Source organism: Acidisoma silvae (assembly GCF_020618775.1).
Lineage (GTDB): Bacteria > Pseudomonadota > Alphaproteobacteria > Acetobacterales > Acetobacteraceae > Acidisoma > Acidisoma silvae.
In genome coordinates, this window is record NZ_JAESVB010000006.1 from 1 (window position 1) to 18111 (window position 18111).

At 64.7% G+C, this 18111-nt stretch carries 19 protein-coding genes; 15 read left to right on the forward strand and 4 right to left on the reverse strand.

The window, feature by feature from the left end; genetic code table 11:
* From ASILVAE211_RS14235 to thiD, 11 genes are all read left to right on the forward strand, one after another.
* Positions 1 to 724: hypothetical protein (locus ASILVAE211_RS14235; RefSeq protein ID WP_227322003.1), on the forward strand; the 724-nt coding region annotated here is incomplete at its 5' end.
* 19 nt (positions 725 to 743) lie between these two features.
* A complete protein-coding gene (gene tolB, locus ASILVAE211_RS14240) occupies positions 744 to 2132 on the forward strand; it encodes a Tol-Pal system beta propeller repeat protein TolB (RefSeq protein WP_406566066.1) in 1389 nt (462 codons plus the stop codon).
* A 291-nt stretch (positions 2133 to 2423) separates the two neighbouring features.
* Complete coding sequence (gene pal / locus ASILVAE211_RS14245) at positions 2424 to 2933, forward strand: peptidoglycan-associated lipoprotein Pal (RefSeq protein WP_227322004.1); 510 nt, start codon at positions 2424 to 2426, stop codon at positions 2931 to 2933.
* A gap of 219 nt (positions 2934 to 3152) precedes the next feature.
* Positions 3153 to 4034 carry a tetratricopeptide repeat protein gene (locus tag ASILVAE211_RS14250; protein ID WP_227322005.1) on the forward strand — a complete coding sequence of 294 codons (882 nt, stop codon included), beginning with the start codon at positions 3153 to 3155 and terminating at the stop codon, positions 4032 to 4034.
* Positions 4028 to 5344 carry a tRNA lysidine(34) synthetase TilS gene (gene tilS, locus ASILVAE211_RS14255; RefSeq protein ID WP_227322006.1) on the forward strand — a complete coding sequence of 439 codons (1317 nt, stop codon included), beginning with the start codon at positions 4028 to 4030 and terminating at the stop codon, positions 5342 to 5344. Before ASILVAE211_RS14250 ends, tilS begins: the two co-directional genes overlap by 7 nt.
* Before the next feature lie 232 nt (positions 5345 to 5576).
* Positions 5577 to 7517, forward strand: coding sequence for an ATP-dependent zinc metalloprotease FtsH (gene ftsH / locus ASILVAE211_RS14260; protein ID WP_227322007.1), 1941 nt, complete (start codon positions 5577 to 5579; stop codon positions 7515 to 7517).
* Between the two features lie 68 nt (positions 7518 to 7585).
* Positions 7586 to 8419, forward strand: coding sequence for a dihydropteroate synthase (gene folP / locus ASILVAE211_RS14265; RefSeq protein ID WP_227322008.1), 834 nt, complete (start codon positions 7586 to 7588; stop codon positions 8417 to 8419).
* A 44-nt stretch (positions 8420 to 8463) separates the two neighbouring features.
* A complete protein-coding gene (locus tag ASILVAE211_RS14270; protein ID WP_227322009.1) occupies positions 8464 to 8715 on the forward strand; it encodes a type II toxin-antitoxin system Phd/YefM family antitoxin in 252 nt (83 codons plus the stop codon).
* Between the two features lie 5 nt (positions 8716 to 8720).
* Entirely contained in the window at positions 8721 to 9134 is a 414-nt protein-coding gene (locus ASILVAE211_RS14275) for a type II toxin-antitoxin system VapC family toxin (RefSeq protein WP_227322010.1), read from the forward strand.
* A gap of 82 nt (positions 9135 to 9216) precedes the next feature.
* Positions 9217 to 10614, forward strand: a complete 1398-nt coding sequence (gene glmM / locus ASILVAE211_RS14280; protein ID WP_227322011.1) for a phosphoglucosamine mutase — start codon at positions 9217 to 9219, stop codon at positions 10612 to 10614.
* Positions 10614 to 11456 (forward strand): bifunctional hydroxymethylpyrimidine kinase/phosphomethylpyrimidine kinase, encoded by an 843-nt coding sequence (gene thiD / locus ASILVAE211_RS14285; RefSeq protein ID WP_227322012.1) that lies wholly within the window; start codon positions 10614 to 10616, stop codon positions 11454 to 11456. Before glmM ends, thiD begins: the two co-directional genes overlap by 1 nt.
* On the opposite strand, the gene ASILVAE211_RS14290 is transcribed toward thiD, so the two are convergent.
* The 4 genes from ASILVAE211_RS14290 to ASILVAE211_RS14305 are packed head-to-tail and all read right to left on the reverse strand — an operon-like array spanning position 11443 to position 13541.
* A complete protein-coding gene (locus ASILVAE211_RS14290; protein ID WP_319799580.1) occupies positions 11443 to 11862 on the reverse strand; it encodes a DUF6314 family protein in 420 nt (139 codons plus the stop codon). The genes thiD and ASILVAE211_RS14290 overlap by 14 nt on opposite strands.
* On the reverse strand, positions 11850 to 12281 hold the full coding sequence (locus tag ASILVAE211_RS14295) for a DUF29 domain-containing protein (RefSeq protein ID WP_227322013.1): 432 nt from the start codon (positions 12279 to 12281) through the stop codon (positions 11850 to 11852). The genes ASILVAE211_RS14290 and ASILVAE211_RS14295 overlap by 13 nt, the downstream gene beginning before the upstream one ends.
* 35 nt (positions 12282 to 12316) lie before the next feature.
* Positions 12317 to 12961 (reverse strand): NrsF family protein, encoded by a 645-nt coding sequence (locus ASILVAE211_RS14300; RefSeq protein ID WP_227322014.1) that lies wholly within the window; start codon positions 12959 to 12961, stop codon positions 12317 to 12319.
* Entirely contained in the window at positions 12954 to 13541 is a 588-nt protein-coding gene (locus ASILVAE211_RS14305) for a sigma-70 family RNA polymerase sigma factor (RefSeq protein ID WP_227322015.1), read from the reverse strand. Before ASILVAE211_RS14305 ends, ASILVAE211_RS14300 begins: the two co-directional genes overlap by 8 nt.
* Positions 13542 to 13752: 211 nt before the next feature.
* Here ASILVAE211_RS14305 and ASILVAE211_RS14310 point away from each other — a divergent pair, with 211 nt between their 5' ends.
* The 4 genes from ASILVAE211_RS14310 to ASILVAE211_RS14325 all read left to right on the forward strand — a co-directional run bounded on the left by ASILVAE211_RS14310 (position 13753) and on the right by ASILVAE211_RS14325 (position 17905).
* Positions 13753 to 14937 carry a phosphoserine transaminase gene (locus ASILVAE211_RS14310; protein WP_227322016.1) on the forward strand — a complete coding sequence of 395 codons (1185 nt, stop codon included), beginning with the start codon at positions 13753 to 13755 and terminating at the stop codon, positions 14935 to 14937.
* A 5-nt stretch (positions 14938 to 14942) separates the two neighbouring features.
* On the forward strand, positions 14943 to 16529 hold the full coding sequence (gene serA, locus ASILVAE211_RS14315; protein ID WP_227322017.1) for a phosphoglycerate dehydrogenase: 1587 nt from the start codon (positions 14943 to 14945) through the stop codon (positions 16527 to 16529).
* 39 nt (positions 16530 to 16568) lie between these two features.
* A complete protein-coding gene (locus ASILVAE211_RS14320; RefSeq protein ID WP_227322018.1) occupies positions 16569 to 16712 on the forward strand; it encodes a hypothetical protein in 144 nt (47 codons plus the stop codon).
* Positions 16713 to 16861: 149 nt separating this feature from the next.
* A complete protein-coding gene (locus ASILVAE211_RS14325; RefSeq protein ID WP_227322019.1) occupies positions 16862 to 17905 on the forward strand; it encodes an NAD(P)-dependent alcohol dehydrogenase in 1044 nt (347 codons plus the stop codon).
* Positions 17906 to 18111 lie beyond the last annotated feature (206 nt).

Genomic DNA, 18111 nt, shown 5'->3' on the forward strand with positions numbered 1-18111 from the left:
GCCCCCGCCTGCGCCGACCCCGCCGCAACCGCAATCGACGCCCAAGGCTCAGCCGACGCCGAAGCCGCCCAAGCCGACGCCCGCGAAGCCGCAGCCGACGCCCAAGCCCGAGCAGACGCAGACGCCGCCGACCAAGACCGAAACGCCGGCCAAGCCCTCGCCGGAGCAGACGGCCGACGCGACGCCCGCTTTGCCCATGCCGCCGCCCCCGGCCCCGCCTGCGCCCCCCGCGCCGGTAAGCCCGACGACGCAGCCGCATCCGACGCAGAACCCGGCGGCGATGAGCCAGTCCGTGCTCAATACGCTGGACAAGCTGCGGTCGATGAACATGAACCAGAAGACGCCGACCTCTCGCTACAATCCGCAGCAGGGTGGCGCGCCGGATGCCGGCGGGGCGCGCAACAGCGATGCCACGTCATCGCTGACGGCGGCCCAGCGCGGCGCTATCGGCGACAAGGTCCGCGCCTGCTGGACCATCGATAGCGGCGCCGAAGGCGTGCAGAGCCTGAGCGTGATCCTCAAGGTCACGACGGACGGCACCGGCACGCCGCGCCTGGCCTCGGTCGCGCCGTCCGATCAGGGTCGTGTGAACGGCAATCCGGTGCTGCAGGCTTTCGCCGAGCGTGCGGTCCGCGCCGTGCTCGACTATCACTGCTCACCCTTGCCATTGCCGCCTTCGCTCTTAGGTTCGGCCCATACCTTCACCTTTCGGTTCAGTCCGTGACAGGGAAGCAGGAACAAGAATGACCTCGTCCAACCATCTCCTTGGTGAAACCGATGATGCCGCGCCGACGGTGCCCGGACTGATCCGGCGCATCACGCGCCGTGGCATGATCGGCACGACACTGGCGACCGCGCTGGCCGCCCCGGCTTTCGCACAGAGCGCCCCGGCGGCCGCCCCGGCCGGCGGCGACGCCGCCGGCACCGCCGTGATCGACGTCAACCGTGCCCGTACGGCACCGATTCCGATCGCCATTCCGCCCTTCGCCGGCGGCACCAGCCAGGGCGACCTGGTCAGCGTGATTTCCGCCGATCTCAATAATTGCGGCCTGTTCCGCGTCGTCGACGCCTCGGGCGTGGCGGCGACGGCTCCGGGCGGCGCGCCCGATTTCGGCGCCTGGAAAGGCACCGGCGCTCAGGCGCTGGTGACAGGCAGCGTGACGCAGAGCGGCGACCAGCTGCGCGTCGAATTCCGTCTCTGGGACATCCTGCCCGGCACGCAGCTACAGGGCACGGCCTATACGACCTCGGCCTCCAACTGGCGCCGCATCGCGCATATCATCGCGGACGTCATCTATCAGCGCCTGCTGGGCGAGAAGGGCTATTTCGACACCCGCATCGCCTATATCTCGACCACCGGCCCGAACAACAATCCGACCAAGCGCCTGGCGATCATGGATCAGGACGGGGCCAATAACCGTTTCCTGACGGATGGCAGCTGGACGGCGCTGGGGCCGCGCTTCAGCCCGACGCGCGATCAGCTCGCCTTCATCAGCTATGTGAACAAGATCGTGCGCGTCTATCTGTTCGATCTGGGCAGCGGCACGCGGTCCCTGATCGGCAATTTCCGCACCATGACCTTCTCGCCGCGCTTCGCGCCGGACGGCAACAGCATCATCATGTCGCTGTATCAGAATGGCGGCGCCAATATCATCACCTGCTCCCTCTCGGGCGGGAATGTGCGGACACTGACCAGTTCCGGCGCGATCGACGCCAATCCGTGCTACAGCCCGGACGGCAGCCAGATCGTTTTTGAATCGGATCGTGGTGGCGATCAGCAACTTTACGTGATGGGCGCTGACGGTTCCAACGTCCGCCGCATCAGTTTCGGTGCCGGCCGCTACGCCGACCCGGTCTGGTCGCCGCGCGGCGACCTTATCGCCTTCACCCGCCTGGGCAGCAATTTTGCCGTGGGCGTGATGGCGCCGGACGGCTCCGGCGAGCGTACCTTGTCGGAAAGTTTCGATGTGGAAAGCCCGACTTTCTGCCCGAATGGCCGTGTCATCATGTTCCAGCGCGGCGCGGGCGCCAGTTCGCGTCTGGTCTCGATCGACATTACCGGATTCAACGAACAGCCGGTGCAGACGCCGACCAGCGCGTCCGACCCGGCCTGGTCGCCGCTACTGTCATAGACCCGGCGGTATCAATCGCCTGCCGGATCGTTGATAAGAGTTTGATTATTCGCTCAGATCGCGTCGCCTCAGCGGCGCGATCGAAAGTTTTCGCTTCCAAACCTGTGGCATTTTATTCACGTAGGGCTGCATTTCCAAGAATGACGCCTACATTGCTTGACCGTAAGCCATTGGTCACTGTAAGCGCCGCTTAGCCTGATTATTCCTAGCTTTCAGGTTGATTCTTCCGGTTGATTTTTTCGCACCGCGTCGGTTTCTGTCAACACGAACCCCAGTAGGGACACGATCCAAATGAACATCAAGATGCTCGGCGCCTTCGCTGCCGTTGCTTTGCTTGCTGCTTGCGCCAAGCCGGCCGCCACGGCGATGTCGACCGGTGCGGGCCAGACCGTCACCTCCGGCCCGGCCCCGGGCAGCGAAGAAGACCTGGTCGCGAATGTCGGCGACCGCGTGTTCTACGGCTTCAACAAGACCAGCCTGTCCTCCGATGCGACCGCCACCCTGTCGCACCAGGCCGGCTGGCTGCAGAAGTTCCCGCAGGTTTCCGTGCTGGTTGCCGGTAACTGCGATCCCCGCGGCACCGAAGAATACAACCTGGCGCTCGGCCAGCGCCGCGCTGACGCCGCTCGCGACTTCCTGGTCGCCCAGGGCGTCGACGGTTCGCGCATCCAGACCATCTCCTACGGCAAGGATCGCCCGACGGCTCAGGGCGATGACGATGCGTCCTACCAGCAGAACCGTAATGCCATCACCTCCGTGCAGGGCCACAACCCGCAGGAAGGCACCGGCGCTTCCTCCTAAACTCGAAACGTCGGGTGGCGTTCTCGCCACCCTCATTCGAGCGGAAACGCAAAAATGGCGGACAGCGCAAGCTGCCCGCCATTTTTTATGCCGCCGTTTCGCGTTTTGCTGATGCACGCCTGCCCGGATGACAATCTTTTGGTAAGCCTGTCATCATGACGCGCGGAAACCCTGGTGGTAGAAGCGTTGCTGGCGTCGCCCTCGGAGATTTGTCACCCTATGAAGAAGTCCTTGCTGGCCGGGTTCTGTGCAAGTGCCCTATGCCTCCTCTTCCAGCCGCAGTTTGCCCATGCGCAAAGTGATTCCGTCAGCAGCCGCGAAGGCATCGCGCTGCAGAACCAGATTTCATCGGTCCAGAATCAGGTTCAGCAGATGCAGGCGACCCTGCAGCAGGTGCAGGCGAATGGCAGCGGCGGTGGCGGCGGTTCATCGGCCCCGGCCGATAATGGCGGCGGCGGTCCGCTGACCAGCCAGTTGCTGCAACGCGTCAGCACGCTTGAGGATGAAGTCCGCAGCCTGACGGGCCAGCTTCAGCAGTTGCAGAACCAGGTGAACACGCAGAACCAGCAGCTCAACAAGCAGATCGGCGACATCACATTCCAGATGCAGAATGGCGGTGCGGCACCGGCTGCGGGCGCTGGCGGCAATGGCGGCGGCAGCGCTGCCCCGGCCACCCCCCCGCCGCCCAGCGCGCCGGCCCCCGGCCCGGTTGCCGCGGCGACGCCCGAGGATCTGATCAGCCAGGGCAATATCGCGCTCCATGACGGCAAGTATCAGACCTCCGAAGGAATCGCGCGCGAAGTGCTGGCCAAGCATCGCACCAGCCCGCGCGCCTATGACGCGCAATATCTGCTGGCGCAGTCGCTTCAGGGCCAGGGGCGCTTCCAGGAAGCGGCGCTCGCTTTCGACGACGCCTATAATATGAACCATAAGGGCAAGAAGGCGCCGAACGCGCTGCTCGGCCTGTCCATGACGCTGGCTTCGATCAAGCAGAAAGCGGCAGCCTGCGACACGCTGTCGACGCTGCATGCGCAATTCCCGAAGCCCCCGGCCTATCTGGTGGGCCCGATTGCGGCCCAGCATAAAAGGCTCGGTTGCTGACGCAGGCCGCGCCTGATCGCCTGACCCCGCAGCCGGTTTCGGCTGCGGAATTTTCCTCTCTGCTCGGGCGGCTCGGTCCCTTCGGCCGCCGCCCTTGTCTGGGCCTTGCGGTCTCCGGCGGGGCCGACAGTCTGGCACTCGCGATGCTGGCCCAGGAATGGGCGCAAGCGGAGGGTGGCCAGACACAGGCCTTCATCGTCGACCACGGCCTTCGCAGCGAAGCGCGGACAGAAGCCGAAGGCGCCGCCACGACTCTGCAATCGCTGGGCATTTCGGCACGCATTCTCCCCTTGTGCGATCTGGCCCCCGGGCCGGGCATTTCCGACCGCGCCCGCGCCGCCCGCTATCACGCCCTGGCGGAAGCCTGCCGCGCGGCCGGGATCATTCATCTTCTGCTCGGCCACCATGCCGCCGACCAGGCCGAGACGCTGCTGATGCGCGCCCTGCGCGGCAGCGGCGATGCCGGGCTGGCGGGCATGGCCGCCGTCACAGAAACCGACGGCCTGCGGCTGGTGCGGCCATTGCTGACGATGCCCTCGGGCCGGTTGCGCGCGACCCTGCGCGCGGCAGGACTGCCCTGGGCTGAAGATCCGACCAATGCCGATCCGCATTACATGCGCGCCCGTCTGCGCGGATTGCGCGCCGATGCCGCCGGCACCGGCCCCGCAACGCGCGCCCTGACGGATGCGGCAACAGACTATGGCCACCGCCGTGCCTTGGCCGACCGGGTGGCGGCGACCTTCCTGGCCCGGCATGCCGCCATCCGGCCGGAAGGCTTTCTGCGCATCGCAAGCGACGGACCCTGGCCCGCTGAGGCGCTGTCCGGCGCGACCCGCATGGTAACGGGCGCGGCCTATCCACCGGACCTGGCGGTCATCAGCCGCATCGCGGCCGATCCGGCAGGGCAGATCGGCCGGGGGCTGGTTTTCGGTGGTGCCAGGCTTGTCCCCGCCGGCCGGCTGGGCGCGGGCTTTGTGCTGTGCCGCGAGGAAGTCGCCATGGCCGCGCCCGTCCCGGCATCGCCCGGCAACCTCTGGGACGGGCGATTTCGCCTGCCCCGGGACGAGTCCGGATGGCCGCAGACGCAGATCGCAGCCCTCGGCGACGACGCGACCCGCTTCCGCCGCGTGTCGGACCTGCCGGCAGCGGTGCTGCGCACGCTCGGTTGCTTTCGCGATGCCGCGACTGGCCGCCTGCTGTCCGTCCCGGCCTTGTCCTGGGCCGCCGAGGGCGAAACCAGCGGGCGGCGGCTGATATTCAGCCCGGCCGTTGCGGCTGCGGGCGCCCCTTTTGGCGTCGTGGATGGGTAAACTTGCCTCCCACCCCCCGAAAAGATGATCATATCCACCATGCCGCGTCAGATAGGGGCTGCGCTCAGGCGAAAGACTTCCTATCTTTAAGGTGACAAGGCGGAATATTATGGGTTGAGGTCTCGCCTTGGGTGGAAGGCCTTCCGATGCTAAAACCTGTTTTCGCTCCATGCTGAGGGAAACGGGCCGGCTCGGGCAATGCCGCTATGCCGGTTAGGAACTGGATGACGTAATGAGCAATTTCGGTCGCAACCTTGCTTTGTGGGTGATCATCGCACTGCTACTTGTGGTGCTCTTCAGCCTGTTCCAACCGGGTGGTCTGAGAGGTACGAACACGTCCTCCAACGTCACCCAGATGGCCTATTCCGAATTTTTGAGCCAGGTGAAGCAGGGTGACGTCAAAGACGTCGTCATTCAGGACCGCAATATCAGCGGCGACCTGAAGGACGGACGCGCTTTCGAAACCTACACGCCTGACGATCCCACCTTGGTTCAGACGCTGACCGACAAGAATGTCGAGATCGTCGCCAAGCCGGCTGACGGCGACAGCAACCCGCTGCTGCACTACCTGCTGTCCTGGTTCCCGATGCTGCTCTTCGTCGGCGTGTGGATCTTCTTCCTGCGCCAGATGCAGTCCGGCGGCGGCCGCGCCATGGGCTTTGGCAAGTCCCGCGCCCGGCTGCTGACCGAGAAGCAGGGCCGCGTCACCTTCGAAGACGTGGCCGGCATCGAGGAAGCCAAGACCGAACTCGGCGAGGTCGTGGAATTCCTGAAAGATCCGCAGAAGTTCCAGCGCCTGGGTGGCAAGATCCCCAAGGGCGTGCTGCTGGTCGGCCCGCCCGGCACGGGTAAGACGCTGCTGGCGCGCGCCATCGCCGGTGAGGCGAATGTGCCTTTCTTCACGATCTCGGGCTCCGACTTCGTGGAAATGTTCGTCGGCGTCGGCGCCAGCCGCGTGCGCGACATGTTCGAACAGGGCAAGAAGAACGCGCCCTGCATCATCTTCATCGACGAAATCGACGCCGTCGGCCGCCATCGCGGTGCCGGCCTCGGCGGCGGCAATGACGAGCGTGAGCAGACGCTGAACCAGCTTCTGGTCGAAATGGACGGTTTCGAAAGCAATGAGGGCGTGATCCTGATTGCCGCCACCAACCGTCCGGACGTGCTGGACGCCGCTCTGCTGCGCCCCGGCCGCTTCGACCGTCAGGTTGTGGTGCCGAACCCGGACGTGAATGGCCGCGAACGCATCCTGCGCGTGCATATGCGCAAAGTGCCGCTGGCCGCTGACGTCGATCCCAAGACCATCGCGCGCGGCACGCCGGGCTTCTCCGGTGCCGATCTGGCGAATCTCGTCAATGAAGGCGCCCTGCTCGCGGCCCGCCGCAGCAAGCGCGTCGTCTCCATGACCGAGTTCGAGGATGCAAAGGACAAGGTGATGATGGGCGCCGAGCGCCGGTCGCTGGTCATGAGCGAAGACGAAAAGAAGATGACCGCCTATCACGAGGCCGGTCATGCGCTCTGCGCCATGCTGGAGCCGGAATGTGACCCGGTCCACAAGGCCACCATCATTCCGCGCGGCCGTGCGCTGGGTCTGGTGATGAGCCTGCCGGAAGGCGACCGCTACTCCAAGAGCAAGTCCAAGCTGCTGGGCGAACTGACCATGGCCATGGGCGGCCGTGCGGCGGAGGAGATCATCTTCGGCGCGGACAAGGTGTCCAACGGCGCTTCGGGCGACATCAAGATGGCGACCGACCAGTCCCGCCGGATGATCACCGAATGGGGCATGAGCGATAAGCTGGGCATGATCGCCTATGGCGACAATGGCCAGGAGGTTTTCCTCGGCCATTCCGTGACGCAGCATAAGAACGTGTCCGAGGCGACGGCACGCGAGATCGACACCGAGATCAAGTCGATCATCGACGCCGCCTATGCCAAGGCAAAGTCGCTTCTGTCTGAGAATGTCGCGGCCCTGCATGCCATCGCCCGCGCCCTGCTCGAATTCGAAACGCTTTCGGGCGACGAAATTCGCGGCATGCTGCGTGGCGAGCCGATCGTGCGCAAGCCGGTGGATGACGTCGTGCCGCCGGAGAATCGCCGGGCTTCGGTGCCGGCCGCCGGACGTCCGGTGCCGCCGATCACCGGTGGTATCGGGCCGACCCCGAACCCGGCCTGAGCCAGCCTTCTCGCCTGATCTGCCAGAACCCCCGGTCCAAAAGGCCGGGGGTTTTGCTATTGGGGGGCATGGAACAGCATCCGATCCGGCACTGGGCCGGTCTCAGCCTCGACAGGCCCCTGGTCATGGGCATTCTCAACGTCACGCCCGATAGTTTCAGCGATGGCGGCCGGCATTTTCACGATGACGCGGCGATGGCCGCCGGTCTGGCCATGCTGGAGGCGGGCGCGGATATTCTGGATATCGGCGGGGAAAGCACCCGCCCCGGTGCGCTGGTCGTAGACCCTGCCGAAGAAGCACGCCGCATCGTGCCGGTCATCCGCGCCCTGGCCGAGCGTGGCGCCGTCATTTCGGTCGATACGCGCAATGCCGGCACCATGGCGGCGGCGCTCGATGCCGGGGCTCGCATCGTCAATGACGTAACCGCGTTGACCCACGATCCGGATTCGCTTTCGCTGGTGGTGGCGCGGCAGGCCCCGACGGTGCTGATGCATATGCGCGGCACGCCCGAGACGATGAACGGCCTCAATCGCTATGGCGATATCGGCCAGGATGTCGCGGCTGAACTCGGCGCGCAGATCGCGGCTGCCATCGAAGCCGGCCTGCCGGCGCAGGCGATCGTGACGGACCCCGGCTTCGGCTTCGCCAAGGTGGCCGAGCAGAATATCGACCTCATGCGCAATCTGGCACCGCTGCGCGGCCTCGGCTTCCCCATGCTGATCGGCCTGTCGCGCAAAGGCTTCATCGGCCAGCTCTCGGGTGAGCCGGTCGCGATCAAACGGCTGGGCGGGTCACTGGCAGCGGCCTTGTTTGCCCTGACGCAAGGGGCCGCGATCCTGCGCGTGCATGACGTGCCGGAAACGGTCCAGGCCGTGCGCGTGTGGCGGGGATTCGCGAATTAGCCCCAAAACGACCTGCGACATGCTATAATTGTCTGATCGAGGGCATGACGATGGACAGCTTCGCCGAAATTACGGGCAGCGAACAAATTCAGGACCTGCTGACCCGCGTCGAGCAGGGTGAAGCGGTTACCATAACGCGCGACGGCAAGCCGGTTGCACGCCTTGTCCCTCTGCCGCCTCCCTTTGATCGGGACAAGGCAAAGGCCGCCGCGGATGGACTGCGCGAGATGAGTAAAGGGGTGCGGCTGAATGGGCTCACCATTCGCGAGCTTATCGATGAAGGCCGCCGCTACTAGCGGTAATGACATTCGTTCTCGATAACTCTGTCGCTCTTGCCTGGTGTTTCGAGGACGAGCAGACCCCTGCTGTCATGAAACTTCTGGACAGGGTTCTTTTGTCCGGTTGCTACGCGCCAGCGCTCTGGCCAGTGGAAGCGGTCAATAGCTTGCTGATGGCTGAGCGCAGACAACGCATAACGCCTTCTTATCGTGCTCAATCTCTTCTCCGTCTCGCGGCACTTCCTGTCGTGATCGACTATGCGGAGAGGGGATCATTCACGACACTCGATACCTTGGCTCGTCAATATAAGCTCACGGCCTATGATGCCTCCTATCTGGCCCTCGCACTGGGGCTGAATGTCCCCCTTGCGACACGCGACAAAGCACTGATCGCCGCCGCAAGATCCGCAGGCGTTCCCCTCCTCGAAACCCTCTGATACCAGCCCTGAATTGCCTGTCCGCCAGCGCATCGCTACACCAAGCGCGCTTGAGACTGTTTGACACGAGGCGGATAAACCCATGAGCAACCGCACCGAGAGCCCGAAGGCGGCTCCCGCCCGCGCCCTGTTCGGCACGGATGGCATTCGCGGCCGCGCCAATTCCCACCCCATGACGGTGGAGACCGCCATGCGGCTGGGCCAGGCGGCCGGGCTGATGTTCACCCGCGGCAGCTATCGCCATCAGGTTCTGATCGGCAAGGACACGCGTCTGTCGGGCTATATGATCGAACAGGCGCTGACCGCCGGGTTCCTGTCCGCCGGCATGGATGTGGTGCTCGCCGGCCCTTTGCCGACGCCCGCCATCGCGCTGCTGACGCGCAGCCTGCGCGCCGATCTGGGCGTCATGATCTCAGCCTCCCACAATCCTTTCGAAGATAACGGCATCAAGCTCTTCGGTCCGGACGGCGTGAAACTGTCGGATGCGCATGAGGCCGAGATAGAGGCGGAGATGAAGGCCGACCTGGCCAGCCAGCTCGCCAAGCCGGATGAACTCGGCCGCGCCCGCCGCCTGAATGACGCCGCCGGCCGCTATATCGAGGGCGTGAAGGGCACCTTCCCCAAGGGCCTGCGCCTGGACGGGTTGAAGATCGTGCTGGATTGCGCCAATGGCGCCGCCTATCGCGTGGCCCCCACCGCGCTGTGGGAACTGGGCGCCCAGGTCATTCCGCTGGGCGTCTCTCCGGACGGGTTCAATATCAACAAGGGCTGCGGCTCGACCGCGCCGGATCATCTCTGTGCGGCCGTCGTTGAGCACGGCGCCGATATCGGCATCGCGCTGGACGGCGATGCCGACCGGCTCATCCTATCCGACGAGCATGGCGAAATCATCGATGGCGACCAGATCCTGGCGCTGATCGCCGGCTTTTGGGCCAAGACGGACCGGCTTCAGGGCAGCGGCATCGTCGCCACCGTCATGTCCAATCTCGGGCTACAGAAATATCTCCGGAATTTGGGATTGGACCTGCATCGCACGCAGGTAGGTGACCGCTACGTGGCGGAGCGCATGCGCGCGCTCGGCATCAATCTGGGTGGCGAGCAGTCCGGCCATGTCATCCTGTCCGATTTCTCGACGACGGGAGATGGGCTGGTCGCGGCCTTGCAGGTGCTGGCCGTGCTGGTGCGCCAGGGCAAGCCAGCCTCGGAAGTCTGCCGGGTCTTCCAGCCCTCGCCGCAATTGCTGCGCAATGTCCGCTTCGCCGGCCCCTCGCCCCTGCTCGACGCGCGCGTCAAAGCCGCGATCGTCGAGGCCGAGGCCGCCATCGGACCAGAAGGGCGGCTGCTGATCCGCCCCAGCGGCACCGAGCCGCTGATCCGCGTCATGGCCGAGGCCGATGACCGCGACCTGATCGGGCGGATTGTGGGCGAGTTGTGCGAGGTCATTGCCGCCGTCGCCCGCGCCCCGGAGACCACCGCCTGATGGCTTCGTCGAAAGGCCGCGTCCTCGTCATCGCCGGGTCCGACAGCGGCGGCGGCGCCGGCATTCAGGCCGATATCAAATCCGTCATGGCCTTGGGCGGCTTTGCGACCACGGCGCTGACGGCGCTGACGGCGCAGAACACGCTGGGTGTCATGGACGTATTGCCGGTGCCGCCCGCGTTTCTGACCGCCCAGATCGACGCCGTGATGAGCGATATCGGCGCGGATGCGATCAAGACCGGCATGCTGCCGGATAGTGCGACTATCCTGGCCGTCGCGGATTTCATCGGCAGGCTGTCACCGCGCCTGCCCTTCGTCATGGACCCGGTGATGGTCGCGACCAGCGGCGACCGGCTGCAATCGGAAGACGCGCTGACCGCCTTGAAATCCCGCCTGCTGCCGCTGGCGACCGTGATTACACCCAATATCCCCGAAGCCGAATTGCTGCTGGGCCGCAGGATTTCGGACGAGGGCGCCCAGCGCGAGGCGGCACAGGCACTGCTCGCGACCGGCGCGGCGGCTGTTCTGGTGAAGGGCGGCCATCTGACCGGTGCGACGGTCACGGACTTGCTGGCGACGCGTGACGGTACCATTGCCATTACCGGCGAACGGATCAATTCCACCAGCACCCACGGCACCGGCTGCACGCTGGCCAGCGCCATCGCGACCGGTCTTGCCCAGGGCATGGGATTGGAAGACGCCGTGCGCCGCGCCTGCGCCTATGTCGCCGCCGCCATCCGCAAAGCACCGGGCCTGGGCCGAGGCCACGGCCCGCTGGCCCATAATGTCACGATCGATCCGGCCCGCATCGCCGCCCTACAGGATCGCTTCATCGCCGCGTGAAGAGTGAGGCAATGACAAGATCCTTGCGTGGCCCCGTGATGCGCCAGGACAGGCGCCAGCGATCCGGCGCCTCTATCCGGTAGCGCCCGCGATAGAGATCCGGCGCGCAGTCATGAGACGTGCAGGCAATGCCGCCATCATCCAAACGCGCCTCATGAAAGAACCTGCCGTCATCGAAGAAGACGCGAAAACGATCGGACGCAACTATTTCGAAACGATAATCGCGTGCCGCGTCCATCGCGACATCGCCCAGCACCAACCTGCCGCTTTCGGAAAAGCCTATGCCGCCGCCGTCTGCGACGAAGCGTGCCGATCCAGCCAACCTGCCGATCGTGCGCGCCTTACGGTCCTGAATCCGGCGGCGAAGGATCCAGTCCCCCGCGAAGAGAGCGGTCAGGCTGGCCAGAAGTCAGGGTCCATGATCTGCGCGAAACTCCAGGGGCAAGCGGGTGGGAAGGTGCTCTCGTCGAGGTTGGCCTCGCCGACCGCTTCCAGAATCGCATCGCCATAGGCTTCCGTTAGCGCCTCTGGCAGCATGGACTTCAGGCTAGGATTGTCTTTCAGATGCCGGACCAGCTGCCTGCGGTTGTTCATGATCGTGACGCGCCAGCTTTTGCCACGCCGGTCGGGCTGATACTGCCACTTGAGCAGATGCTGAAGCAGAAGGATCAGGCGGTTGATCAGTTCGCGCTTTTCGCTCCGGCCCATGCTTTCGATTTCCTCGGCGATATTGGCGATATCGGCCTCGTTCAGCCGCCCGGCGCGCAGCAGCGCGGCCTGCTCATTCGCCCAGGCGTAGAAATCATGATCGTAGGTTTCGCTCATCGCGCCTCTCCTCCAGGCTTCCGACTGCACGCATCTTAACGGAACAACCAGCGCGCGCACAGGCGATTGAGACCGACGATGATGGCGACCGCCCCCAGATGCCCCACCAGATCGGGCAGCGAGCCGTCATAGGCATGGAAGAAATTGAGCAGGGTCACCGCGGCGCCCGCTGCCGCCAGGCCGGCCAAAGCCGCCGTCAAATTGGGTCGCACGGGAAAGGTCCGGCGCAGCAGCAGAGCCAGCAGCGCCGATAGCGGCAGCGACACCAAAAGGATGAACCCGAAACTATATTCGCCGCCCAGCATGCGGGCATCCTGCCATCCCGGCAGGCTCCAGATATGGGCGAAGCCCATGCCGCATTCGACGACCCACCAGGCGAGCGCAGGCATGGGCAGCAAGGCCCAGCGCGGGCTGCGCCCCGGCATGCCGGTCATGAAAGCGGCGATCACAGCCAGGACCGCCGTCACGGCCGAACTGAGCGCCGCCAACCACATGTACGGCGCCAGCATCAGATGCGCCATCATCGCATGCAGATCCGCCCGCACGGCGAAGACATCGGCAAAAACCGCAACCAGCACCAGCCAAAGCAGTACCAGGCGCGCCGGGCGCACGCGGCGCACGGGCTTCAGGTCGCGGCTGAGCTTATCGATTAATTGCTGATGCGAAAGGGGTTCAGACATCGTCACCCTCCTCCGCCGCATCCTTCACGCCCATGCGCTGCCTCAGGGATTTCAGCGCACGATGCAGATTGACCTTGAGCGCCGTTTTAGATCGGCCGGTCGCGGCCGATGCCTCTTCCAGCGATTCGCCGGCCAGCCCCAATCGCTCGGCGGCCTGGCGCTGACCGGCGGGCAGGTCTGCCACGGTGCGGCGCAGGGCCTGGGCGCGGTCATCGGCATCCAGCACGCTTTCCGCCTGCTGCTGATCTGACGCGAAATTTTCATAAGCGATCGGGTCATGCACCTCCCGCGCGGCATGCCGGCCCGAGCGTCGCAGCAGGTCGATCGCGCGGCGATCCGAAATGGCCCGCAACCAAGGCAAAAACGGCCTGGCCGGATCATAGGTCGCACGCGCCCGATGTAGGGTGATCAAAACCTCCTGTACCACGTCCTCGACCTGATCGGCGCTGACGCCACGCCGGCGGGCGACCGCCGTGATGACGGGCACTGCATCGCGCAAGACCTGCCGGTAGGCGGACGCGTCACCGCGCTGGGCCGCTGCCATCAGCAGGCCCAGATCATCTCCAATCGGTTCAACCATAAAGCGGTGTCACCTGCGGTGCTGCCATCCTCATATTCAACCGGCAACCTAAACGCTGGTGCTGTGCTCTCCTAGCCTCGCCTGTCACAGAATATTCGTGGCAACCCTGCCCCCGGTTACGGTGATTGCGAAATTGGCGGCAATCCTCTACACGCGTCGGCGGGTCACGCCCCCCCACCGGGGCGCTTCTCTTCTGAAAGGGAGAGCCAAAATGGCACTCGTCACGAAGCCGGACATCCGTCCGAACAATCCCAATTTCTCATCTGGCCCTTGCGCCAAGCGACCCGGCTTTACGCTGGACGCGCTGAGCGGCGCGATGCTCGGCCGCAGCCACCGCGCCAAAGAGCCGAAGGCGCGCCTGGCGGAGGTCATTACCCTCTCCCGCGATATCCTCGGCATGCCCGAAGGCTGGAAGCTCGGCATTGTGCCGGCATCCGACACCGGCGCCGTGGAAATGGCCCTCTGGTCCATGCTCGGCGCCCGCCCGGTCGACGTTCTCGCCCATGAAAGCTTCTCCGAAGGCTGGGCGACCGATGTCATTAAGCAGTTGAAGCTGGCGGACGCCCGCGTGCTGGGCGCCGAATATGGCAAGCTGCCGGACCTCGCGGCCGTCAACCCAGCGCATGACGTGGTTCTGGCCTGGAACGGCACCACCTCCGGCGTGCGCTATGCGAATGGCGATTTCATCGCGGCCGACCGCGAAGGCCTGGTCATCTGCGACGCGACCTCGGCCGCCTTCGCCATGGACCTGCCCTGGGACAAGCTCGATGTCGTGACCTGGTCCTGGCAGAAGGTTTTGGGTGGTGAAGCTGCCCATGGCATGCTGGCTCTGTCCCCGCGTGCCGTGGAGCGCCTGACCACCTTCAAGCCGGACCGGCCGCTGCCCAAGATCTTCCGCCTCACCAGCGGCGGCAAGCTGATCGAAGGCGTCTTCATCGGCGAGACCATCAATACGCCCTCCATGCTTTGCGTCGAAGATGCGCTGGACGGCCTGCGCTGGGCGCAGTCGGTCGGCGGCCTGCCGGGTCTGATCGCCCGTTCGGAAGCCAATCTCGCCGCCATGGCCGCCTGGGTCGCCCAAAGCGATTGGGCCAGCTTCCTGGCGGAAGATGCAGCCATCCGATCCTCGACCTCGATCTGCCTCTCCATCACTGCCCCCTGGTTCGCCGCATTGAGCGCCGAAACCCAGGCCAAGGCCGCGAAGAAGCTGGCCTCCCTGCTCGAAAAGGAAGGGGCCGCGCTCGACATCGCCTCCTACCGCGACGCGCCGCCGGGCCTGCGCATCTGGGGCGGTGCGACCGTGGAGACTGCCGATATCGAAGCCCTTCTTCCCTGGCTCGACTGGGCGCATGCCCAGGTTGAGGCCGAGTTCGCGACCATCACGGCGGCGGAGTAATCGCAATGCCCAAAGTTCTGATTTCCGATAAGCTTTCGCCCGCAGCCATCGAAATCTTCCGCACGCGCGGGGTCGAGACGGATGTGAAGACCGGCCTCAGCCCGGCCGAATTGCGCGCCATCATCGGCGCGTATGATGGTCTGGCGATCCGTTCCGCCAGCAAGGTGACGAAGGAACTGCTGGAAGCGGCGCCGAACCTGAAGGTCGTCGGCCGCGCCGGCATCGGCGTCGACAATGTCGACATCAAGGCCGCGACCGCGCATGGCGTCGTCGTCATGAACACGCCCTTCGGCAATGCCATCACCACCGCCGAACATGCTATCGCCATGATGTTCGCCCTCGCCCGCCAGCTGCCGGAGGCGTCCGCCTCCACCCGCGCCGGCAAGTGGGAAAAGAACCGCTTCATGGGCGTGGAGCTGACGGCCAAGACGCTCGGCATCATCGGCTGCGGCAATATCGGTTCCATCGTCGCCGACCGCGCCGTCGGGCTGAAGATGAAGGTCATCGCCTTCGATCCCTTCCTGTCCGACAAGCGCGCCGTCGAACTCGGTGTCGAGAAGGTGGAACTGCCCGAGCTTTTCGCCCGCGCCGATTTCATCACCCTGCATACGCCGCTGGTGGACGGCACGCGCTACATCATCAACGCGGCAGCCATTGCCACGATGAAACAGGGCGTGCGCATCATCAATTGCGCCCGTGGCGGGCTGGTCGAAGAAGCCGCCCTGCTGGAAGGCCTGCAATCCGGCAAGGTGGCCGGCGCCGCGCTCGATGTGTTCGAGGTTGAGCCCGCGAAGGAAAACCCGCTTTTCGCGCTCGAAAACGTGGTCTGCACGCCGCATCTGGGTGCCTCCACCGCCGAAGCGCAGGAAAATGTGGCGCTGCAGGTGGCCGAGCAGATGAGCGACTATCTGCTGACAGGCGCTGTCTCCAACGCCATCAACGTGCCGGCCATCTCGGCCGAGGATGCGCCGCGCGTGCGCCCCTATATGGAACTCGCCCGCCGCCTGGGTGAATTCGCCGGCCAGCTGACACAGGCCAAGGACGGCGTCATCACCCATGTGACGATCGAGTATGAGGGCGCGGTCGCTCAGCTCAACCACAAGCCGCTGACCGCCGCAGCGCTCGCCGGGCTGATGGCGCCGATGATCACGGGCGCCAATATGGTCAATGCCCCGGTGCTCGCGCGTGAGCGCGGCATCGAGGTGACCGAGACCGTGCACGACCGCGCCAGCGAGTATCAGACGCTCATCCGCCTGACCATTGCGACCAAGACCAATACCCGCTCGGTCGCCGGCACGCTCTTCGCCGGGTCCAAAGCCCGCCTGGTCGAGATCAAGGGCATTCCGGTGGAAGCGGATTTCAGCCGCCACATGCTGTACGTGACGAACCAGGACAAGCCGGGCTTTATCGGCCGCTTCGGCGCGACCCTGTCCGACGCCGGCATCAATATCGCGACCTTCCACCTCGGCCGTGCGGCGGCCGGTGGGGACGCGATCTGCCTCGTCTCGCTTGACGAGCCCTTGCCGGAAACGGTGCTGGACGCGGTGCGGGCGCTGCCTTTGGTGGTGCAGGCAACGCCGGTCACCTTCTAAAAGACGGGCTAGGAACGAAAAAAAACGGAGCCAGACCGCATGGGTGATAACGGCAATATCCTGGCCTTGATTGTCCTGGTCATTGTTGCCGTCATCATCCTGGGCGGCTGGCTCGCCTTTCCGACGATCAGCCATTTCATGCAGACTCAGGACTGCGTGGCCGCCGGCCACATGAACTGCTGACAATCGTCACGCGCGGGACGGGTGCCGCCCCTTCCCAAACGCGCTGCATTATGGTTGATTGAAAGCGGAGGAGCACTCTCGTTTATTTTGAGTGCTCCCTTTCCATGACATCCAGTCACCCATAATCAATTGATCGGTAAGGACGCATCATGCTGCAATGTGTCGGCTATGGTGCCACCGCGGCCTCCGCGCCCGTGGCCCCTATTTCCTTCAACCGCCGCGACCCAGGCGCGGAAGACGTTGTCATCAAGATCGCCTTTTGCGGCGTCTGCCATTCCGACCTGCATCAGGTCCGCAACGAATGGCGCAACACCGTCTATCCCTGCATTCCCGGCCATGAAATCGTCGGCCATGTCGAAAGCGTCGGCGCCGGCGTCACGCGCTTCAAGGTCGGTGACGCGGTCGGTGTGGGCTGTCTCGTCGGTTCCTGCCGCACCTGCTCGGCCTGCCAGAAGGGCTTCGAGAACTATTGCGAGAACGGCTTCAACGGCACCTATAACGGTGTCGATCCCATCATCGGCGGCCCCACCTTCGGCGGCTATTCCGACAAAATCGTCGTCGACCAGCATTTCGTGCTGACCATCCCCGAAGGCATGGATCTGGCCGCAGCAGCCCCGCTGCTATGCGCCGGCATCACCACCTATTCGCCGCTGCGGCATTGGAAAGTCGGGCCGGGCCATAAGGTCGGCATCGTCGGTCTTGGCGGTCTCGGCCATATGGGCCTCAAGATCGCCCATGCCATGGGTGCCCGCGTCGTGCTGTTCACGACCTCGGCCGGCAAGGCGGAAGACGCGAAGAAGCTCGGCGCGGACGAAGTCGTCATCTCCAAAAACGCGGATGAGATGGCGAAACACACCGACAGTTTCGATTTCATCCTCGATACCGTCGCGGCCGATCATCCGATCGACGCCTATCTCGGCCTGCTGAAGCTCGACGGCACATTGTGCCAGGTCGGCGCTCCGGAAAATCCGCTGTCGGTTTCGGCCTTTAGCGTTATCTGGCGTCGCCGCAGCTTTGCCGGCTCATTGATTGGTGGCATTCCCGAGACCCAGGAAATGCTGGATTTCTGTGCCGAGCATGGGCTGACGGCCGATATCGAGATGATCAAGATGGACGAAATCGAGGGCGCTTATGCCCGGATGCTGAAAAGCGACGTCAAATACCGCTTTGTCGTCGACATGGCATCCCTTTAACTTAAAGACTAATCTCTAAGGTTTAGGTCTCTACAAGGGCTTGCTCATCCCCAACCATTCCGGGTAGCGCCCTGCCCCGGGAACAGGCTCACCGCTCAGTGCATATAAGCTTTGCGGTAAGCCCTTATAATGGCCATACTTCCTAGTGAGTATGGCCGGGGATTGAATTGGGGATGACTGAGCTGAAACGGATCTCTGGCCGGCCA